This is a genomic window from Pseudomonas sp. LBUM1662, from assembly GCF_059695915.1.
This window is the reverse complement of sequence record NZ_CP166793.1, coordinates 3,408,703-3,427,708: the sequence shown is the minus strand read 5'-3', so window position 1 is coordinate 3,427,708 and position 19,006 is coordinate 3,408,703. Positions and strand designations below refer to the sequence as shown.

Below are 19,006 nucleotides of genomic sequence, written 5' to 3'. Positions count from 1 at the left end.
CCGCCGCTTATCCTTTTCCGTTTGCACCGGGTACGCCGTAGCTGTTATCTGTACGCATAACCAGTACTCGCTCGCCATGGCCTTATTTTCCTGTGACTGCAAATCCTCTCGACGACCCGTTCTATTACTTGAACAACTTCATGCAAGTGCTTGATTGGCTTGAACATCGCTATGCCGATGTGCTGAGCGTCGAGGAGCAAGCCTTCATCCGCGATTTCCGTCGGCAACCCCGAGAGTCCCGGGCGCTGCTGGTGAGGATGGTGATGCGCAAGGGCCTGCATTTCAGGGCCGGCAAATTGAGTTACGGCGAAATCGGTGACATTGCCAGCGCTGCCGAGCCGTTGCTGGCGGCAGGCTGGATCTCTGATCAGTCGCCGTTGCAGATCGAGGAACTGTTCGACGTTCTGCTCAAGGCCGAGATTCTTCAGTGCTTCGGTGCGGCCATCGAGCAACCGAAAGGCAAGAAGACCGAATGGCTGGCGTCCCTCAGTGAGCTATTTTGCGAAGCGCAAAGCTTCGCGCAATGGTGCCCGCCACTGAACGATCGGCTGTTCACGTTGACCCTCATGGACCTGTGTGACCGCTTGCGGCTGATGTTCTTTGGCAACCTTTACCAGGACTGGTCGGAGTTCGTGTTGGCCGATCTCGGCATCTTTACCTATGAGAAAGTCGAGTTCTGCGCCGAATCCCGGGGCCTGCGCTGCCGTGAAGACGTCGACGCCTGTCTGTTCCTGCACCACTGCCAGCAACGTTTCGAGGCCGGTGAAGACGTGGCGGCCATTGTCGAGCAGATCAACGAACTGCAACTCGACAACCCATGGCTGCAACGGCGTCGGGGCAAACTGTTGTTCCAGATCGGTCAGCACTGCGAACGCCTGGCGGATTTCTCCACGGCGCTGACGATTTACCGCGATTGCGCCTACCCCGGTTCACGGGTGCGCCTGATCCGTGTGCTGGAGCGCTGCGGTGAATATCAGTTGGCCCTGCACCTGGCCACGCACGCGGAGCAATCGCCGGAAAGCGCCACCGAACATCAGCATGTATTGCGCGTGTTGCCCAGGCTGCGACGCAAACTGGGCGGGCCGGCGATGAAGCGGCCATCCCCCCGGGAAATGCTGCGCCTGGACCTGCAATTGCCCAGAACCGATCTGGCGCTGTCGGTCGAGTTTCATGTTCAGGCACACCTGGCGGAGGATTCGGCGCCGGTGCATTACGTCGAGAACAGCCTGATCAACTCATTGTTCGGGCTGTTGTGCTGGCCGGCGATCTTTGCCCCGTTGCCGGGAGCTTTTTTCCACCCGTTCCAGCGCGGGCCGGTGGACCTGCTCAATGAGGACTTCCATGCGCGTCGCGCGGATGTGTTTCAGGCCTGTCTCACTGAACTCGATGACGGCCGTTACATCCAGACCATCCGTGAACGTTACGTAGCCAAGTGGGGGGTGCAGTCCCCCTTCGTGTTCTGGGGCGCGCTGAGCGAAGAGCTGCTGGATCAAGCCCTCGACTGCCTGCCCGCCGAACACCTCAAGCACTGGTTCAACCGTTTGCTGCTGGACATCAAGGCTAACCGCGCCGGAATGCCGGACCTGATCCAGTTCTGGCCGCAGCACAAGACCTATCGCATGATCGAAGTCAAAGGCCCCGGCGATCGCCTGCAAGACAACCAATTGCGCTGGCTGGAGTTCTGTCACGAACATCAGATGCCCATCGCCGTCTGCTATGTGCAATGGGCGGAGCAGAGCGCTTGAGCTATAGCATTGCAGTGCGGGCGCTGTGTGAATTCACCGCCAAGGTCGGCGACCTCGACCTGCGATTTACCCCGTCGCCGACCGCGCTGGAAGGCATTGTCGGGCACCGCACCGTCGCCTCGCGTCGAAGCGAGGGCTATCAAAGCGAAGTCGCCCTCGAGGGCCTGTACAAAACCTTGAAGGTCAAGGGCAGGGCGGACGGCTATGACCCGGCGCAAAACTGCCTGGAAGAAGTCAAAACCTACCGCGGCGACCTGAGCAAGCAACCGGCCAACCACCGGCAATTGCACTGGGCCCAGGCCAAGGTCTACGGCTGGTTGATGTGCCAGAAGCTGGAGCTGGCGCAGATCAATCTGGCGCTGGTGTACTTCGACATCGTCAGCGAAAAGGAAACCTGCCTGGTTGAAGCTTACGGCGCCGATGAGCTGCAGCAGTTCTTCGGGCATCATTGCGACCTGTTCCTGCAATGGGCCGAGCAGGAAATGGCCCATCGCGAGGCGCGCAATCGTGCGGCGCAACAGTTGGCGTTTCCCCATGCCGACTTTCGTCCGGGGCAACGGCATCTGGCGGAATCGGTGTTCAAGGCCGTCAGCACCGGTCGTTGCCTGATGGCTCAGGCGCCGACCGGCATTGGCAAAACCGTGGGCACGCTGTTTCCGATGCTCAAGGCCCTGGCACCGCAGCAATTGGACAAGGTGTTCTTCCTCACGGCAAAAACTCCGGGGCGCAAACTGGCGCTGGACGCCGCGCAAGTGATTCTTGATAGCCCCGATGCACCGCCGCTGCGGGTATTGGAGATGATCGCCCGGGACAAAGCCTGCGAGCACCCGGACAAAGCCTGCCACGGCGAATCCTGCCCGTTGGCCCAGGGTTTTTACGATCGTTTGCCGGCTGCCCGCCAGGCCGCCAGTCAGTTGAGCCTGCTGAACCAGAACGCATTGCGCGAGGTGGCATTGGCGCATGAGGTTTGCCCTTACTACCTGAGCCAGGAAATGGCCCGCTGGGCAGACGTGGTGGTCGCCGACTACAACTACTACTTCGATTTCAGCGCGTTGCTGTTCGGACTGGCCCAGGCCAATAACTGGAAAGTCGCGGTGCTGGTGGATGAGGCGCACAACCTGGTGGAGCGCGGCCGGCAGATGTACAGCGCCACGCTCGATCAATCGATCCTCAACGGGGTACGAAAAACCGCACCGGACGCGCTGAAAAAGCCATTGCAGCGGGTCAATCGCGAGTGGAATGCCCTGCATAACCTGCAACTGGCCCCGTACCAGGCGTACGACAAGGCCCCGGAAAAACTTCTCCAGGCGCTGTCGTCGTGCAGCGCGAGCATCGGCGATTATCTCAACGATCACCCCCAGGGCCTGGACAGCGCGTTGCAGGGTTTTTACTTCGACATGCTGCAGTTCTGTCGTGTGGCCGAACTCTTCGACGAGCAGTTCCTGTTCGACATCAGCAAGCGCGACCTCGATCGCAAACAAAACCTGTCGCAACTGTGCCTGCGCAACGTGGTGCCGGCCGGCTTCATCCGCCCGCGCCTGACCGCTGCGCGCAGCACGGTGCTGTTTTCCGCGACGCTCAGCCCGCGGCATTATTACGCCGACCTGCTGGGCACTCCGACGGACACGGTGTGCATCGATGTCGAATCGCCGTTCCATGCCGACCAGTTGAAAGTGCACATCGTCAGCCAGATATCGACCCGGTTCGTCCACCGCCAGGCATCCCTCGAACCGATTGTCGAGCTGATCGCCCGGCAATTCAGCCAGCGCCCCGGCAACTACCTGGCGTTTTTCAGCAGCTTCGATTATTTGCAGCAAGTGGCGCAGTTACTCGCTGAACGACACCCGCAAATCACACTGTGGTCGCAGTCCCGAGGAATGGCTGAAGGGCAACGTCAGGCCTTTCTCGATCAGTTCACAGCGCACAGTCAGGGAGTCGGTTTTGCGGTGCTGGGCGGAGCGTTCGGTGAAGGCATCGACTTGCCCGGCGCACGCCTGATCGGCGCGTTCATCGCCACCCTGGGGCTGGCGCAGCTCAATCCGGTCAATGAACAGATGAAACATCGTATGGCGGCGATTTTTGGTGCCGGTTATGACTACACCTACCTGTATCCCGGGGTGCAGAAAGTGGTGCAGGCGGCAGGACGGGTGATCCGCACCCAGCAGGATCAAGGGGTGGTGATGCTGATTGATGACCGGTTTGGCGAGAGCAAGGTCAAACAATTGCTGCCGCGCTGGTGGGCGGTTGAGCCGACGCATTTTCACTCTATTGCGTAGGGATTTTTACCTTTTAAAACAGTGACATATCTTGAAAGACTCGCTCGTTTGAACAATCGAGGAATACAAGCTTTATTCAACGGACCGGCATCACTTTTCAGCCGGTTCTTTGATAAGGAAATCAAGGTATGTCCGTAACCCCGAAGTATTCCTATACCCCCGAGCAAGTCACCACAGCATTTAATGAAATAAAAACGACGCTGTTTCGGGGCATTACTGCCCAGACCATCCCAAAAATGCTGGTCGTGGCCGGGCTGCAAGGGTCAGGTAAAACCTATCTGCTGGAAAAATCCCTTCTGCCCTCCAAGCGCTATGACACTTATGTCCGCCTGTACCTCCCCGAATACCGGGAAAAACACCCTCAATACGCCGAGATGAAAAAGCTTGGCAGCCTGCATGCCTATGAGCATACGGAAGCCTTTGTCCGGGAAGTCAGCGAGAAAATCTTCACCGAAGCCTTTACCCTCAAATACAACATCATCATGGAGTGTGCCTTCGACGAAATCGGATTCGCTTCTTTCCCGCCGCTGGCGACGGCTGCCGGTTATCAGTTTGAAGTCCACATTGTCGGTTGCACACAAACGTTTGCTCACCTGTCGAGCATGAAAAGAGCACTCAGGAGCGCGGAGAAACAGGAACTTGAAAGGTTCGTCACGTTATCGGCACTTCAGACCAGCCTGCATAACACGCAAGCAATCATCCTGGCGTTCGAGACGGCGGCAAAAGCGATCAGTGGCTCCGAATTCAATCTGTACGAGCGTGGGTTCGGCGCATTGAAAGACCGCGCCTTGCGTGCCCAGAGCACCTACACCAAGGCTGCCGATGGTGCTGTCACCGTTACGACATCCAAGGTTGCTTTCGCATACACCGCCTATTTCAGCATCATCAATAACCACGTCCTCGCCGTAAGCGAACGGGACGAAGTGGTCAAAGAGTGTCATGTGGCGCTACATAAGGCGCGGGTTCACGCCCAGTATGTCCCGAACGTTGTCTACAGCGACCTGTACGCCTACATCCTCAAATACGTGAACCGATAAGAAGTCGTACCCATTCGGCGGCGAAGCGATGACAGTCGCCCGGCCAGCGAGCAGTCAGCAACTGGCCATCACGCACGGCGAAACCTCGTTGTGGCTGGTCCGCCGAATCACGCACCGCCAGGAATGGCCCGCGTAGGAAGTCCGTCGGACTGGACAGTGCGGCGGTGACTTCGGCTTCGACAGTTTGAGGATAAGTCCGGTAGTAGCGTCCTAGCCAGGCCGCGGTCAGTGCCCAGGCAGGCAACTCCATGGTATTGGCGACCAATGCGGTAACCTTGCGACCTTGCAAGACCGAAAGCCCGGAGTCGGGGTCGAGGGTGCGGGCGAACAGCAAGACGCCATGACAGACCGCTGCCACCGGTTTGTCTGCCTTGAAAAAGTGCAGGACGATCCGTCGGGCTTGCTCAGACTCCAGCAGGCTGCGCATGCCCTTGGCGTGACCGCCAGGAATCAGCAACCCGTGGAACTGGCCGGGGTCTATATCGTCATAGGACAGCGGTTTGCGAAATGACGGGTCTTCGATCATCCGTGCGTAGCTGGCAAGGTCGGCCTTGCGTGTCATTAGTAACGGGTTCAAGGGGCCGAAGCCGATGTCCACCAGGCGCGAGTCGGCGTAGGCGGGCAACCCCTCGGGTGACGCAAATCGCACGTCGAAACCGGCCTGTCGCATGGCTTGCCATGGAACGCTGCTTTCAGTGGGATCGTAGTCAGAAGTTGGCAACAGAATAAGGATCATCGGGGCGCCTTGAATCGGCCGGGAATGGCGATTGGCGTCGAGAATAGGTGGTCCGGGCGCTATGCTCCAGTGCACGAACGTTTTCTGGCTTACCAGATCCACGGTTTGTCGCATACTCCACAAAACAATAATCACGGGTGTGATCGATGAGCGATATCCAGTCCAAAACCAACTCTATCGAGGAAATGCGCTTTCGCCTGCTGATAGAAGCCGTGGTGGACTACGCGATCTACATGATTGATCCCGACGGCGTCATTACCAGCTGGAACGCTGGCGCCAGGCGTTTCAAGGGGTATGAGGAGGCGGAGATCCTCGGTGAGCATTTCTCACGGTTTTATACCGAAGAAGATCGCCAGGCCGGTCTGCCCCAGCGCGCGCTGGACACGGCGATCCGCGAAGGACGTTTCGAGGGCGAAGGCTGGCGGGTCCGCAAGGACGGCACGCACTTCTGGTGCCACGTGGTGATCGATCCGATTCGCGATCCGAACGGCAAGCTGTTGGGTTTTGCCAAGATCACCCGGGACCTGACCGACCGAAAAATGGCCGAAGAAACCCTCAAGCAAAGCGAGCAGCAGTTTCGCTTGCTGGTTCAGAGCGTCACGGATTACGCCATCTATACGCTCGCCCCGGATGGACGCCTGACCAACTGGAACCTGGGGGCCCAGCGAATCAAGGGCTACCGTCCCGAAGAAGCCATCGGCCAGCATTTTTCGATCTTCTACACCCCCGAAGACCGCGAAGCGGGTGAGCCGCAACGTGCGCTGGAGACAGCGAAGCGGGAGGGCCGTTTCGAAAACAAGGCCTGGCGCGTGCGCAAGGACGGCACACGGTTCTTTGCCCATGTCGTGGTCGATCCGATCTGGGGCGAAACGGGCACGTTGCTGGGTTTTGCCAAAATCACCCGGGATATCACCGAGGCCACGCTTGCACAGAAAGCGCTTGAGCAAACCCGTGAAGCGCTGTTCCAGGCCCAGAAGATGCAGGCCATCGGTCAACTCAGTGGAGGCATTGCCCATGACTTCAACAATTTGCTCACGGTCATCCTTGGTAACCTGGAAATCGTGCGCAAACGCGTGGGAGAAGATCCGAAAGTCACTCGATTGGTGGACAACGCCACCCAGGGTGCCTTGCGTGGCGTTTCCCTGACCCAGCGCATGCTGGCTTTCGCCCGGCGTCAGGAACTCAAGTCTGAATCCGTTGAGATCCCTGCGCTGGTGGAAGGGATCAGTGGGCTGTTGCGCAGCTCTCTCGGACCTTCCGTACAGCTCGAAACACGCTTTTCCCCCGACCTCGTACCGGTCGTGGCCGATGTCAATCAACTCGAACTGGCGGTACTGAACCTCGCCACCAATGCCCGGGATGCCATGCCCAACGGCGGCAAAATCGTCATTAGTACCCGGACCGAAGAAATCCCCGATCAATCAACGTTAATGCTGGAGGCCGGCCGATATGTCTGCCTGAGTGTCAGCGATACAGGAGAGGGGATGGATGAGGCCACCCTGGCCTCGGCCATGGACCCGTTTTTCACCACAAAAGGCGTGGGCAAAGGCACTGGGTTGGGGTTGTCGATGGTGCATGGCTTTATCGAGCAATTGGGCGGGCGATTCATTCTCAAGAGCCAGAAGGACATGGGCACCACCGCTGAACTCTGGATACCCGCCGCCACCGCTAGTTCGGTCATCAAACCCGCTGCAGCGGAAATGGAAGCACCGCCGGTGGCTCAATTGTGCGTATTGGTCGTGGACGATGACAGCCTGGTGTTGACCAGTACCGGTTTGCTGCTGGAGGACCTCGGCCACCGGGTACTCAGTGCGGTGTCCGGCACACAAGCGCTGGAGCTGTTTAACACCGAGCAGCACATTGACCTGGTCATTACCGACATGGCGATGCCACAAATGAATGGCGCGCAACTGGCAAAAGCCATCCGGACCCTGAGGCCAAACCTGCCGATTATTCTTGCCACGGGTTATGCCGAGCGCCTGGAAGGCTTCGCGACCGAACTCCCGCGCTTGTCCAAGCCTTATACCCAACTCAATCTGGTGGAGGTCATTGCCCAAGCCATGAAATGACTGGCACTGCGCTCAGCCGTTCGCGTTCTTCCTGAAGCCGCGCAAGTTCATGGCACACAGGCAAAACTGCAACACGATCAATGCATAGGCGTGGGTGTGGTAACCCCAGATCACCCACAACAGGTTGCTGACGATAAAGCAGCTGAAGCCCCACACCCTGCGCGAGGGTGTTTGTGAGCCGATCAACCACGCCGCCAGCACCGTGACCAGCATCGCCGGCCATTGCACCCAGTCGAGAGAGTCCATGCGCGGTCCTTGAAGTCAGAGTCTGTATCTGAAGGACCACGGCGGCGAAGCAGCGTTCGAGCGAGGCGCATTAAATCCGGCTGAACTTTGAATGGGCAGGTTTCTTCTAAACGCTTTCCCAGCTCATGTGTAGTCACCGTGCCAAGAATACTGACCAAAGCCCCAGCCGAAGAAACCCTGACCGAACACAACGCCAAGATGTTCGGCTCGCCAAAGGAGCGCCTGGATTTCTACCGCCGGGAAATCCAGTACGAGACCAGCATTCTCGCCAATCGAACCGATGCTTATCTCGCTGCGCAATCGTTTCTTGTGATTGCCTTCGCGTCCTGCATGTCCAACCTCAATCCCGAGTGGGGGAAACTCTTCACCCTGGTGGTGCCGCCGTTCCTCGCGTTGCTGGGGTTGCTCAGTTCGCTGAATGCCTGGCCGGGGATTCGTGCGGCCTATGACATCATCGATCATTGGCACTTCAAGCAAAGTGAGTTGCTGCGCAGCGAGCCATTGATGGGGTTGGCGTACGATGAATCCCCGCTGTTCAGCGAGATGGAATCGTCCCACAAGGGTTATCGCAAATCGCTGCTTTTTTCCGTGCGCACCCCTTGGATCTTCGCCACCTTCTGGGTGTTGCTGGGCAGCTACGCGGTTTACATCCAGGTGACCAATCCGGGTGGCTGATCCGCACTTGCAAAAAGCCCGGCATTTGCCGGGCTTCTTTACATCGGACAAGCGAATCATGCCGCCATATTAGGCGTGCTCATTTCTTTCTTGTACTGGGCTTTCAGCGTTTCCATCTGCGCACCCAACTCTTCCAGGGTGGCTTTGCCCAGCAGCTTTTTGGCTTGAGGGAACATTTCTGTTTCCTCTTCTTCGATGTGATGCTCCAGCAGCTCTTTGACCACCTTCACTCGACCTGCAAATTCGGGAGTGGAAGGGTCGGTGACTTTCAGGTCCGGCAGCACCAGTGAATCCACGGTGCGGTGTTCTTCCTTGGCTTCGTAATACATGACGTCCTGTTCCTTGCCTCCGGCCTTTTTATATGCCGGGTACAAGACTTCCTCTTCGAGGCGGGTATGGATGGCAATTTCCATTTCAAGCTTGGCCAGCAGCTCGGTGCGTTTTTTAACGCCACGCTCGGTGGACTCGCTCAACTGGGTCAGGATGCCCTTTACGCGTTCATGGTCAGCTTTCAACAGGTCGATTGCATTCATGGTCGAATCTCTCAAATAGTCACGGGGATGGGCGCAAACGGTCTCATGGCCGTAGGTCGCTCATTGTCCTGGAGCATTTGTCGTGCCGATTTTCGATCTGCCAGTAACCCCATATAAAACAACAAGTTGAAAAGGCTGATGGCGAACTGAGGTCGTGCAGGCTGCATGAGTCCGGAAATTGACTCATGCAGTTCGCGGCGCGAATTTTTTCCGTCGGAAAATGTGAATTTTTGGCGTCTTACCGTCGATCAGATTCGCCACATGTTCATTGTCAGCAGCCGGGTTCTTTCGGGCTCAAGCCCGATCTTCAAGCTGCTGGCGCAACCGGTGGGAGTTGTTCACCGACATCGGGATCGGCGGGAAATCCTCGTTGAGCACGCGCAGATGCTCAATCGCTTCCTGAAACTTCAAATCAGCCTTCCTGCGCATCGCCCGATAGCGCTCAAACCGTTCCATGTCCATCTCGCCGCTCTCAAGCATCTCGAAGGCGCAGCGGCTCAGCGCCTGGGCGTCTTCGAACATCTGGCGATTGCATTCCAGGGCGAACGCCCTGCAGGCTTTGATTTGATCGGGGGTTGAACAATGGATCATGACCGGCACCTTTAACGTTCCGAGGTCCCCTTTGAAGGCATCGTTGCCACAGTGGAACCGAACACTGTCGTGTCCCGCCGTGCTGAAAAAGTCAGGCGGAATTAAGTGTGTGACTGTCGGGTTTCGCAGGGATTTCAAATATCTGATGGCGAAAATTCGATGGGTCCAACCGAAAATACGCAGGCGAAAAATCAAATAACCTGTTTCTTGTGCCGTTCATAGCGGGCGAGGGTGGGTTGCGTGCTGACCCCGTGGATCAGAATGCTTAAGGCAACCACGGACAACGTCAGGTCCATGCACAGCGTCGACACCGACGGGCCCAGCCCGTGATTCAAGGCATAGAACAGGTAATACAGGCTGCCGATGCCGCGTATGCCGAACCAGCCGATCAACATGCGCTGGCGCCAATCGAGCAACCGGCCCCATGGCATCACGGCGACACTCAAGGGGCGAACAACGCAAAACAACACCCCGCCGACCAGCAGCGCGCGCCAGTCCCAGTGAGCGATCAGCACAACGCCGAGCAGCGTGACCAGAAACACTTCCATGGCCCGCTCCACCAGGCTGCCGAAGGCGAGCATGTCACCCATCATGATGCCCGCCGCGACCTGAGTGTCTTCAAGGTGCTCGGTGTCGCCATGCACCGCGTGTTGCGGTTCGACGTTCTGGTGACCGACCACCGGCTGGACCAGATGCTCGGCCGGGACTGCGTCATTGCCCGTGGAGCTGACTTCTTCCTGACGCAATCCGAGGCCGGCGGCGAATACCGACAAAAACCCGTAGGCGTGGATCGACTCGGCCCCGACATACGCCAACGCAATCAAGGCGAGGGCGAGGTAATCGTTCGGGGACAGCGTGCTGTCATCGTTCTTGATTCGCAGTGACAACGTCAGGCGCCCGATGCCGCGTCCCATCCAGTAACCCATCAACAAGCCGGCCGGAACGGCCCAGATCACGCTGCGCAGCACCCAGTCGCCAAACCAGCCGGGATTACCCTCATGTTGCAGCAGGAGCAGGCCAAGGATCACGAACGGAAACGCAATCCCGTCATTGAGCCCGGCTTCACCGGAGAGGCCAAACCGCACACTGTCGTCATCCCGCGCGTCGTTGACCTGAACCAACGCAGCGAGCACCGGGTCGGTCGGCGCCAGGATCGAGGCGATCAGCATCGACACGCCCCACGACAATTGCAGCCCGTAATGCAGCAGCAAACAGATGCCGACAATGGTCAACAGCATGACCGGGCCGGCCAGGCCGAAGGCGACCCTCCAGTTTTTATGCTTCAGCGGCGAGCGCAGTTTCAGGCCACAGACAAACAACGAAAAGAGCACCGCGACTTCCGTCAGGTGTTCCATCCAGATCGACGCATCAGCGGTGTCCAGCTTCAACAGCCCGAACCCGGCCGGCCCGATGACGGCACCCAGCACCAAACACACAGCCGACGTGGTCACCGGCATCCAGCGCAGGTAGGACGAAGTCAACGCCAGCGTCAGCAATACGGCACCCAACACGGCCACCCATATAATGAAACTCATGCTAGATACTCGCTGGGAGTGGGCCGTGTTTGTGGGCCTCTGGGGATCAACCGAGCAGCCCGTGATGGGGGCCTAAACGTATTGAGCGGGGAGATTTGTCAGGGGTTCATTTTTTCGCGTGTTCGCCGAGGTCCCTGGTAGCAGCTGCCGAGCAGCGCGAGGCTGCGTTCGGCTGCGAAGCAGTCGTAAACCCTGCACGTACGGTTTACCTGAAACACCGTGGCTGAATGGTTTTACGACTGCTGCGCAGCCGAACGCAGCCTCGCGCTGCTCGTCAGCTGCTACGAAGGGATCGGTCACAACATTGGTTTGCCGCCGGTTACGCCGTAGCGCTGTCCGGTGATGTAACTGGCCTCGTCCGACGCCAGCAGCACATAAATCGGCGCCACTTCCACCGGTTGTCCCGGGCGACCCAGCGGGGTTTGTGAACCGAAGTTCTGCACTTCGTCATCGGGCATGGTCGAGACGATCAGCGGTGTCCAGATCGGCCCCGGCGCCACGCTGTTCACCCGGATGTTTTTCGGCCCGAGCATCTGCGCCAGGCCGCCGGTGAAGTTGGCGATCGCGCCTTTGGTTGTGGCGTAAGCGAGGAGGGTAGGTTTGGGCATGTCCGAGTTGATCGAACTGGTGTTGATGATCGAGCTGCCGGCCTTCATGTGCTTCATTGCGGCCTGGCAAATCCGGAACATGGCGGTGATGTTCACGTCGAAAGTCATCACCCATTCTTCGTCCGGGATGTCTTCGAAGTTCTCGTGAGTCATCTGGAAGGCGGCGTTGTTGACCAGAATATCGATCCGGCCGAAGCGTTCGACCGTCTTGTCCACCAAGGCCTGGCATTGCGCTTTCTGCGCGATGTCGCCGGGCAGCAGGATGCATTGGCGTCCGGCCTGTTCGACCCAGCGTGCGGTTTCCTGCGCGTCTTCATGTTCGTTGAGGTAGGCGATCGCGACGTCGGCCCCTTCACGGGCGAAGGCGATGGCCACCGCGCGGCCGATGCCGCTGTCAGCCCCGGTGATCAGGGCGATCTTGCCGTCCAGCCGGCCCGAGCCTTTGTAGCTTTGTTCGCCACAATCCGGATACGGCTCCATTTTCTTTTGCGAGCCGGGAACAGGCTGGGCTTGTTTCTTGAAGGGTGGTTTTGGGTAATCGGTCATCATGAAATCTCCGTTCTCAGGGCACCAGTGTCAGAGGGTTGACCTTGGGGTTTTGCCTTGAGTTCGGTTGGATTTCAGAGCGTTCACAAAACCCCAAAACCACGCAAATCCCCATGTGGGAGCGGGCTTGCTCGCGAAAGCGGTGTGTCAGTAATACATATGTCGTCTGACACTCCGCTTTCGCGAGCAAGCCCGCTCCCACAGGTGATTTGTTGTGTTGCTGAGGGGGGTCAGGCCTTGAGGTTGCGCAAGCTGCGCTGCATGCGCGCCAAACCTTCCTCCAGCAACGCCCGCGGACAGCCGAAGTTCAGGCGCACGAATTGCCGGGCGTTATCGCCGAAATCCAGGCCGGGGCTCAGGCCGACCTTGGCCTGATCGAGGAAGAACTGCTGCGGGTTGTCCAGCCCAAGGGCCGAGCAATCGAGCCACGCCAGATACGTGCCTTGCGGGATGTTCATCGTCACACCCGGCAAACGCGCGCGGACCGCTTCCACCAGATAATCCCGATTGCCTTGCAGGTACGCCTTCAACCCGGCCAGCCACGGGCCGCCTTCGCTGTAGGCAACGCGAGTCGCTTCCATGCCCAGCGGGTTGACGCTGTCGACCATGCCGCAACGGGCATGATTGACCCGCGCTCGCACGGCCGGGTCCTGAATGATCATGAAAGAGGTTTTCAGGCCGGCAATGTTGTAAGCCTTGCTCGCCGACATCAGGGTGATGGTGCGCTTGGCGATCTCGGGGCTGAGCGAGGCCGTGGGAATGTGCACGCGGCCATCGAAGCACAGCTCGGCATGAATCTCGTCAGAGATGATCCACGCGTTGTGTTCCAGGCAGATATCGGCCACCGCTTGCAGCTCTTCCTGTGGGAAAACCTTGCCCAGCGGGTTATGCGGGTTGCTCAGCAGCAGCGCACCGCCGCCGGTCAGTGCCCGACTCAAGGCCTCGATCTGCGTGCCATAGGTGCCGTCAGCCAATGCGTCGAATTCGAGCTCAACCTTGTTCAAACCCCAATGGCCCGGCGCATGGCGCAGCGGCGGGTAGTTCGGCACCTGAACCACCACGGTTTGTTGCGGCTCGACCAGTGCCTTCAGCGCCATGTTGAAACCCGACTCCACGCCCGGCAGGAAGATCAGTTCTTCAGGCAAGACGTGCCAGGCGTATTTGCTCCAGAGGTCGGCGACGATGGCGGCGCGCAAATCGTCCTGAGGCACGCTGTAACCGACCATCGGGTGTTCCAGGCGTTTGCGCAGGGCTTCCAGGATGACCGGTGGCGCGGCGAAGTCCATGTCGGCGACCCACATCGGCAACACGTCGGCCGGGTAGCGGCTCCACTTGGTACTGCCGGTGTCGTGGCGGTCGAACACCTGATCAAAATCGAAGGTCATGCTCAGTCTCGTAAAAAGCGTGGTTGAACGTGGCGCCATGATAAACGCCAAGCCCCTGTGGGAGCGAGACGGTAATTCCCCGAACACCACAAATCCCCTGTGGGAGCGGCGGTGCGACGATTCGACTTGCTCGCGAAAGCGGTCTGTCAGTAATACATATGTCGCCTGACACACCGCTTTCGCGAGCAAGCCCGCTCCCACAGGGTTATGTGTGATGGCTGGAATACGGGATGCCCGATGGTCGGTTTTCAGGCAGTCAGTTCTTCCGTTGGCTAGAGTTTCAAGTGTCGGTAGCCACGCTGCCGCCACCGTGATCGTCCAGAAAAACCCGGCAAAAGTACCGGGTCTCCACCTGATCAGGAGTGCACGATGGACCTCAACCGTCGTCAGTTCTTCAAGGTCGCTGGTATCGGCCTTGCGGGCTCGAGCCTCGGCGCGCTGGGCATGCTCCCGGCGCCGGCCTTCGCCGAGCAGGTACGCCATTTCAAACTCGCCCACACCCATGAAACCCGCAACACCTGCCCGTATTGCTCGGTCGGCTGCGGATTGATCATGTACAGCCAGGGCGACACCGCCAAGAACGTCGCGCAAAGCATCATTCACATCGAAGGCGATGCCGACCACCCCGTCAACCGCGGCACCCTGTGCCCCAAAGGCGCGGGCCTGCTGGACTTCATTCACAGCCCCGGGCGTCTGCAATACCCGCAAGTGCGCAAGCCCGGCAGCAGTGAGTGGACGCGCATCTCGTGGGATGAAGCGCTGGACCGCGTCGCCGACCTGATGAAGGCCGACCGCGACGCCAACTTCATCGAGAAGAACGATAAGGGCCAAACGGTGAACCGCTGGCTGACCACCGGTTTCCTCGCGGCCTCGGCGGCGTCCAACGAAGCGGGCTATATCACGCACAAGGTCATTCGCAGTCTCGGCATGCTGGGGTTTGATAACCAGGCGCGTGTCTGACACGGCCCGACGGTGGCAAGTCTTGCCCCGACGTACGGCCGTGGTGCCATGACCAATACCTGGACCGATATCGCTAACGCGAATCTGATCCTGGTGATGGGCGGCAACGCAGCAGAAGCGCACCCGTGCGGTTTCAAATGGGTGACCGAAGCCAAGGCGCACAACAAGGCGCGCTTGATCGTGGTCGACCCGCGTTTTACCCGGACCGCCTCGGTGGCCGACTATTACGCACCGATTCGCACCGGCACCGACATCGCCTTCATGGGCGGGCTGATCAATTACCTGCTGACCGAGGACAAGATCCAGCACGAGTACGTGCGCAACTACACCGACGTATCATTCATCGTCAAAGCCGGGTATGGCTTCGAGGACGGCATCTTCAGCGGTTACGACGTGGCCAAGCGCGCGTATACCGACAAGTCCGGCTGGGGTTATGAACTCGGCGAGGACGGCTTCGTCAAGGTCGACCCGACCCTGCAGGACCCGCACTGCGTCTATCAATTGATGAAGCAGCATTACAGCCGCTACAACATTCAACTGGCGAGCCAGATTTGTGGCATGCCGGTCGATGCCATGCAGAAGATCTGGGAAGAAATCGCCACTTGCTCGCAGCCGGGCAAGACCATGACGATTCTGTATGCGCTGGGATGGACCCAGCACTCGATCGGTTCGCAAATCATCCGCAGCGCCGCGATGGTGCAACTGCTGTTGGGCAACGTCGGCATGCCGGGCGGCGGCGTCAATGCCTTGCGCGGGCACTCCAACATCCAGGGCCTGACCGACCTCGGCCTGCTGTCCAACTCGCTGCCGGGCTACCTGACCTTGCCGGGCGATGCCGAGCAGGATTACACCGCCTACATCACCAAACGCACGCAAATGCCGTTGCGTCCGGGGCAACTGTCCTATTGGCAGAACTACAGCAAATTCCACGTCAGCCTGATGAAAGCCTGGTATCGCGACAACGCGACGCTGGAGAACAACTGGGCTTACGACTATTTGCCGAAACTGGACATTCCCAACTACGACATCCTCAAAGTGTTCGACCTGATGGGCCAGGGCAAGGTCAACGGCTATATGTGCCAGGGCTTCAACCCCATCGCCGCGCTGCCCGATAAAAACCGCGTGATGGCGGCGCTGGCCAAGCTGAAATGGCTGGTGGTGATGGACCCGCTGTCCACCGAGACCTCGGAGTTCTGGCGCAATGTCGGGCCGTACAATGATGTGGAAACCGCCGGTATCCAGACCGAAGTGATTCGCCTGCCCACCACCTGTTTCGCCGAGGAGGACGGCTCGCTGGTCAACAGCAGCCGCTGGCTGCAATGGCACTGGAAAGGCGCCGATGGACCGGGCGAAGCGCGCACCGACGTGCAGATCATGAGCGAGCTGTTCCTGCGTCTGCGCCAGCGCTATCAAGCCAAGGGCGGCGCTTATCCCGACCCGATCCTCAAACTGTCCTGGCCATACAAGATCGCCGACGAACCGACGCCGGAAGAGCTGGCGCGGGAAATCAACGGCTATGCCATCGCCGATTTCACCGATGCCACCGGCGCAACGATCAAGAGCAACGCGCAACTGGCCGGTTTCGGCCAGCTCAAGGACGACGGCAGCACGGCGTCCGGTTGCTGGATTTTCTGTGGCAGCTGGACCGAGACCGGCAACCAGATGGCCCGGCGCGACAACAACGACCCTTACGGCATGCACCAGCATCAGGGCTGGGCTTGGGCGTGGCCGGCCAACCGGCGGATTCTCTACAACCGCGCGTCAGCCGACCCGCAAGGCAAACCGTGGGACGAGAAAAAGCGCCTGGTGTGGTGGAACGGCAAAGCTTGGGGCGGCACCGATGTGCCGGACTTCAAAGCCGACACGCCACCGGAGGCCGGGATGAATCCGTTCATCATGAACCCCGAAGGCGTGGCGCGGTTCTTTGCCGTCGACAAGATGAACGAGGGCCCATTCCCCGAGCACTACGAGCCGTTCGAGACCCCGATCGGCATCAACCCGCTGCACCCGCAAAACAAGAAAGCGACGAGCAACCCGGCGGCGCGGATCTTCGATTCGGTGTGGGATTCCCTCGGCGTGGCCAAGGACTATCCCTATGCGGCGACGAGCTACCGGCTGACCGAGCATTTCCACTTCTGGAGCAAGCATTGCAAGCTCAACGCGATTGCCCAACCGGAGCAATTCGTCGAGATCGGCGAAGTGCTGGCCAAGGAGAAGGGAATAGTGGCCGGCGACCGGGTCCGCGTCAGCTCCAAGCGCGGGCATATCGAGGCGGTGGCGGTGGTGACCAAGCGGATTCGTCCGCTGCAGGTCAACAATCAGGTGGTGCACCAGATCGGCATCCCGCTGCACTGGGGATTTACCGGCCTCACGCGCCACGGCTACCTGACCAACACCCTGGTGCCGTTCCTCGGCGATGGCAACACACAGACCCCGGAATCCAAGTCATTCCTGGTCAACGTGGAGAAAGTCTAAATGGCCAGCCAAGACATCATTGCCCGTTCGGCCACCACCACGGTCTCGCCCTCGGTGCGCAATCAGGAGGAAGTGGCCAAGCTGATCGACACCACCAAGTGCATCGGCTGCAAGGCCTGCCAGGTCGCCTGCTCGGAATGGAACGAGCTGCGCGACGAGGTCGGCCACAATCTCGGGACCTACGACAACCCGCAGGACCTCAGCGCAGAAACCTGGACCCTCATGCGCTTCACCGAGCATGAAACCGATGCCGGCAACCTGGAGTGGCTGATCCGCAAGGACGGCTGCATGCACTGCGCCGAACCCGGTTGCCTGGCGGCGTGCCCGAGCCCGGGGGCGATCATCAAGCACGCCAATGGCATCGTCGATTTCGATCAGGACCATTGCATCGGCTGCGGCTATTGCATCACCGGATGCCCGTTCAACATTCCGCGGATCTCGCAAAAGGATCACAAGGCCTACAAATGCACCTTGTGTTCAGACCGGGTGGCCGTGGGGCTGGAACCGGCCTGCGTGAAAACCTGCCCGACCGGCGCCATCGTGTTCGGCACCAAGGAAGACATGAAGGAACACGCCGCCGAACGCATCGTCGACCTGAAAAGCCGCGGCTTCGATCAAGCCGGTCTGTACGACCCCGAAGGCGTGGGCGGCACGCACGTCATGTACGTGTTGCATCACGCGGACACGCCGACGCTCTACGCCGGATTGCCAGGCAGCCCGACGATCAGCCCGTTGGTGGAATTGTGGAAGGGCGTGAGCAAACCCTTGGGCTTGCTGGCGATGGGCCTGGCGGTGCTGGCCGGGTTCTTCCACTACGTGCGCGTCGGTCCGCAGGTGGTTGAAGAGGATGAATTACCGCCGCTCAAGGACCCGGCGGTGCATGAAGTCGATCCATCGGTGCACACCTTTGATCCGCGCGGGGAGGACAGACCATGATCCGCAGACAGATCCTGCGTTACACCCCGAACCAGCGCACCAATCACTGGCTGGTGGCGATCCTGTTTTTCATGGCCGCGTTGTCGGGTCTGGCGCTGTTCCATCCGGCGCTGTTCTGGCTGAGCAATCTGTTCGGTGGCGGACCGTGGACGCGCATCCTGCACCCGTTCATGGGCGTGGTGATGTTTGTGCTGTTCCTTGGCCTGGTGTTTCAGTTCTTTCGGGCCAATTTCTTTATCAGCAATGACCGCTTGTGGCTCAGGCGCATCGGGCGGGTGATCGTCAATGACGAGGAGGGCGTGCCGCCCATCGGCAAGTACAACCCGGGGCAGAAACTGCTGTTCTGGACCTTGCTGATTTGCATGCTGGTGTTGCTGTTCAGCGGCTTGGTGATCTGGCGTGCGTACTTCAGCGAATATTTCGGCATCACCTCGATTCGCTGGGCGATGCTGCTGCATGCCTTGGCCGGTTTTGTGCTGGTGTTGAGCATCATCATCCACATCTACGCGGGCATCTGGATCAAGGGCTCGATCAGCGCCATGGTGCATGGCTGGGTCAGCCGCGCCTGGGCGAGGAAGCACCATGAACTCTGGTACCGGGAAGTGACCCGGGACGAAAACCCGGATCGACCGATCAACAAAAAAGGATGACCT

15 protein-coding genes are annotated in these 19,006 nt (G+C 59.3%); 8 read left to right on the top strand and 7 right to left on the bottom strand.

The annotated features are described in order from the left end of the window. The first annotated feature begins 92 nt into the window (after positions 1–92). The 3 genes from ACA049_RS15405 to ACA049_RS15395 all read left to right on the top strand — a co-directional run bounded on the left by ACA049_RS15405 (position 93) and on the right by ACA049_RS15395 (position 5,058). A complete protein-coding gene (locus ACA049_RS15405) occupies positions 93–1,745 on the top strand; it encodes a VRR-NUC domain-containing protein (protein ID WP_497328162.1) in 1,653 nt (550 codons plus the stop codon). Continuing rightward, positions 1,742–4,021 carry an ATP-dependent DNA helicase gene (locus ACA049_RS15400; protein WP_497328160.1) on the top strand — a complete coding sequence of 760 codons (2,280 nt, stop codon included), beginning with the start codon at positions 1,742–1,744 and terminating at the stop codon, positions 4,019–4,021. The genes ACA049_RS15405 and ACA049_RS15400 overlap by 4 nt, the downstream gene beginning before the upstream one ends. A gap of 128 nt (positions 4,022–4,149) precedes the next feature. Beyond that, positions 4,150–5,058: a zeta toxin family protein gene (locus ACA049_RS15395; protein ID WP_497328158.1), complete on the top strand. Its 909-nt coding sequence runs from the start codon at positions 4,150–4,152 to the stop codon at positions 5,056–5,058. Here ACA049_RS15395 and ACA049_RS15390 read toward each other — a convergent pair. Beyond that, positions 5,039–5,794 carry a DJ-1/PfpI family protein gene (locus tag ACA049_RS15390; protein ID WP_497328156.1) on the bottom strand — a complete coding sequence of 252 codons (756 nt, stop codon included), beginning with the start codon at positions 5,792–5,794 and terminating at the stop codon, positions 5,039–5,041. The genes ACA049_RS15395 and ACA049_RS15390 overlap by 20 nt on opposite strands. 146 nt (positions 5,795–5,940) lie before the next feature. On the opposite strand from ACA049_RS15390, the gene ACA049_RS15385 reads away from it, so the two are divergent. Then, the gene (locus ACA049_RS15385) at positions 5,941–7,863 is read left to right on the top strand and encodes a hybrid sensor histidine kinase/response regulator (protein ID WP_497328154.1); all 1,923 of its coding nucleotides are present in this window, start codon (positions 5,941–5,943) and stop codon (positions 7,861–7,863) included. Positions 7,864–7,875: 12 nt separating this feature from the next. Here the strand turns inward: ACA049_RS15385 and ACA049_RS15380 are convergent, their stop codons facing one another. Beyond that, entirely contained in the window at positions 7,876–8,109 is a 234-nt protein-coding gene (locus ACA049_RS15380) for a hypothetical protein (RefSeq protein ID WP_109631148.1), read from the bottom strand. A gap of 138 nt (positions 8,110–8,247) precedes the next feature. Between ACA049_RS15380 and ACA049_RS15375 the strand changes: the two genes are divergently transcribed. Further along, positions 8,248–8,784 (top strand): hypothetical protein, encoded by a 537-nt coding sequence (locus ACA049_RS15375; RefSeq protein ID WP_497328152.1) that lies wholly within the window; start codon positions 8,248–8,250, stop codon positions 8,782–8,784. Between the two features lie 56 nt (positions 8,785–8,840). On the opposite strand, the gene ACA049_RS15370 is transcribed toward ACA049_RS15375, so the two are convergent. The 5 genes from ACA049_RS15370 to ACA049_RS15350 all read right to left on the bottom strand — a co-directional run bounded on the left by ACA049_RS15370 (position 8,841) and on the right by ACA049_RS15350 (position 13,982). After that, entirely contained in the window at positions 8,841–9,317 is a 477-nt protein-coding gene (locus tag ACA049_RS15370; RefSeq protein WP_497328150.1) for a PA2171 family ribosome-binding persister protein, read from the bottom strand. Between the two features lie 294 nt (positions 9,318–9,611). Next, positions 9,612–10,103: a hypothetical protein gene (locus tag ACA049_RS15365; RefSeq protein WP_497328148.1), complete on the bottom strand. Its 492-nt coding sequence runs from the start codon at positions 10,101–10,103 to the stop codon at positions 9,612–9,614. Further along, a complete protein-coding gene (locus ACA049_RS15360) occupies positions 10,100–11,443 on the bottom strand; it encodes a cation:proton antiporter (protein WP_497328146.1) in 1,344 nt (447 codons plus the stop codon). Before ACA049_RS15360 ends, ACA049_RS15365 begins: the two co-directional genes overlap by 4 nt. Before the next feature lie 296 nt (positions 11,444–11,739). Further along, positions 11,740–12,597, bottom strand: a complete 858-nt coding sequence (locus tag ACA049_RS15355; RefSeq protein ID WP_497328144.1) for an SDR family oxidoreductase — start codon at positions 12,595–12,597, stop codon at positions 11,740–11,742. 230 nt (positions 12,598–12,827) lie between these two features. Beyond that, a complete protein-coding gene (locus ACA049_RS15350; protein WP_497328142.1) occupies positions 12,828–13,982 on the bottom strand; it encodes a MalY/PatB family protein in 1,155 nt (384 codons plus the stop codon). Positions 13,983–14,351: 369 nt separating this feature from the next. On the opposite strand from ACA049_RS15350, the gene fdnG reads away from it, so the two are divergent. The 3 genes from fdnG to ACA049_RS15335 are packed head-to-tail and all read left to right on the top strand — an operon-like array spanning position 14,352 to position 19,003. Then, positions 14,352–17,417, top strand: coding sequence for a formate dehydrogenase-N subunit alpha (fdnG, locus tag ACA049_RS15345; RefSeq protein WP_497328140.1), 3,066 nt, complete (start codon positions 14,352–14,354; stop codon positions 17,415–17,417). Continuing rightward, positions 17,418–18,353, top strand: coding sequence for a formate dehydrogenase subunit beta (fdxH, locus tag ACA049_RS15340; protein WP_497328138.1), 936 nt, complete (start codon positions 17,418–17,420; stop codon positions 18,351–18,353). Then, positions 18,350–19,003, top strand: a complete 654-nt coding sequence (locus tag ACA049_RS15335; protein ID WP_497328136.1) for a formate dehydrogenase subunit gamma — start codon at positions 18,350–18,352, stop codon at positions 19,001–19,003. The genes fdxH and ACA049_RS15335 overlap by 4 nt, the downstream gene beginning before the upstream one ends. Positions 19,004–19,006 lie beyond the last annotated feature (3 nt).

Bases quoted from the DNA above. Each gene is read 5' to 3' on its own strand.
- ACA049_RS15390 (WP_497328156.1), bottom strand. From the start codon at position 5,794: ATGATCCTTATTCTGTTGCCAACTTCTGACTACGATCCCACTGAAAGC.
- ACA049_RS15360 (WP_497328146.1), bottom strand. From the start codon at position 11,443: ATGAGTTTCATTATATGGGTGGCCGTGTTGGGTGCCGTATTGCTGACG.
- ACA049_RS15395 (WP_497328158.1), top strand. From the start codon at position 4,150: ATGTCCGTAACCCCGAAGTATTCCTATACCCCCGAGCAAGTCACCACA.
- ACA049_RS15350 (WP_497328142.1), bottom strand. From the start codon at position 13,982: ATGACCTTCGATTTTGATCAGGTGTTCGACCGCCACGACACCGGCAGT.
- ACA049_RS15380 (WP_109631148.1), bottom strand. From the start codon at position 8,109: ATGGACTCTCTCGACTGGGTGCAATGGCCGGCGATGCTGGTCACGGTG.
- ACA049_RS15385 (WP_497328154.1), top strand. From the start codon at position 5,941: ATGAGCGATATCCAGTCCAAAACCAACTCTATCGAGGAAATGCGCTTT.
- ACA049_RS15370 (WP_497328150.1), bottom strand. From the start codon at position 9,317: ATGAATGCAATCGACCTGTTGAAAGCTGACCATGAACGCGTAAAGGGC.
- fdxH (WP_497328138.1), top strand. From the start codon at position 17,418: ATGGCCAGCCAAGACATCATTGCCCGTTCGGCCACCACCACGGTCTCG.
- ACA049_RS15335 (WP_497328136.1), top strand. From the start codon at position 18,350: ATGATCCGCAGACAGATCCTGCGTTACACCCCGAACCAGCGCACCAAT.
- ACA049_RS15355 (WP_497328144.1), bottom strand. From the start codon at position 12,597: ATGACCGATTACCCAAAACCACCCTTCAAGAAACAAGCCCAGCCTGTT.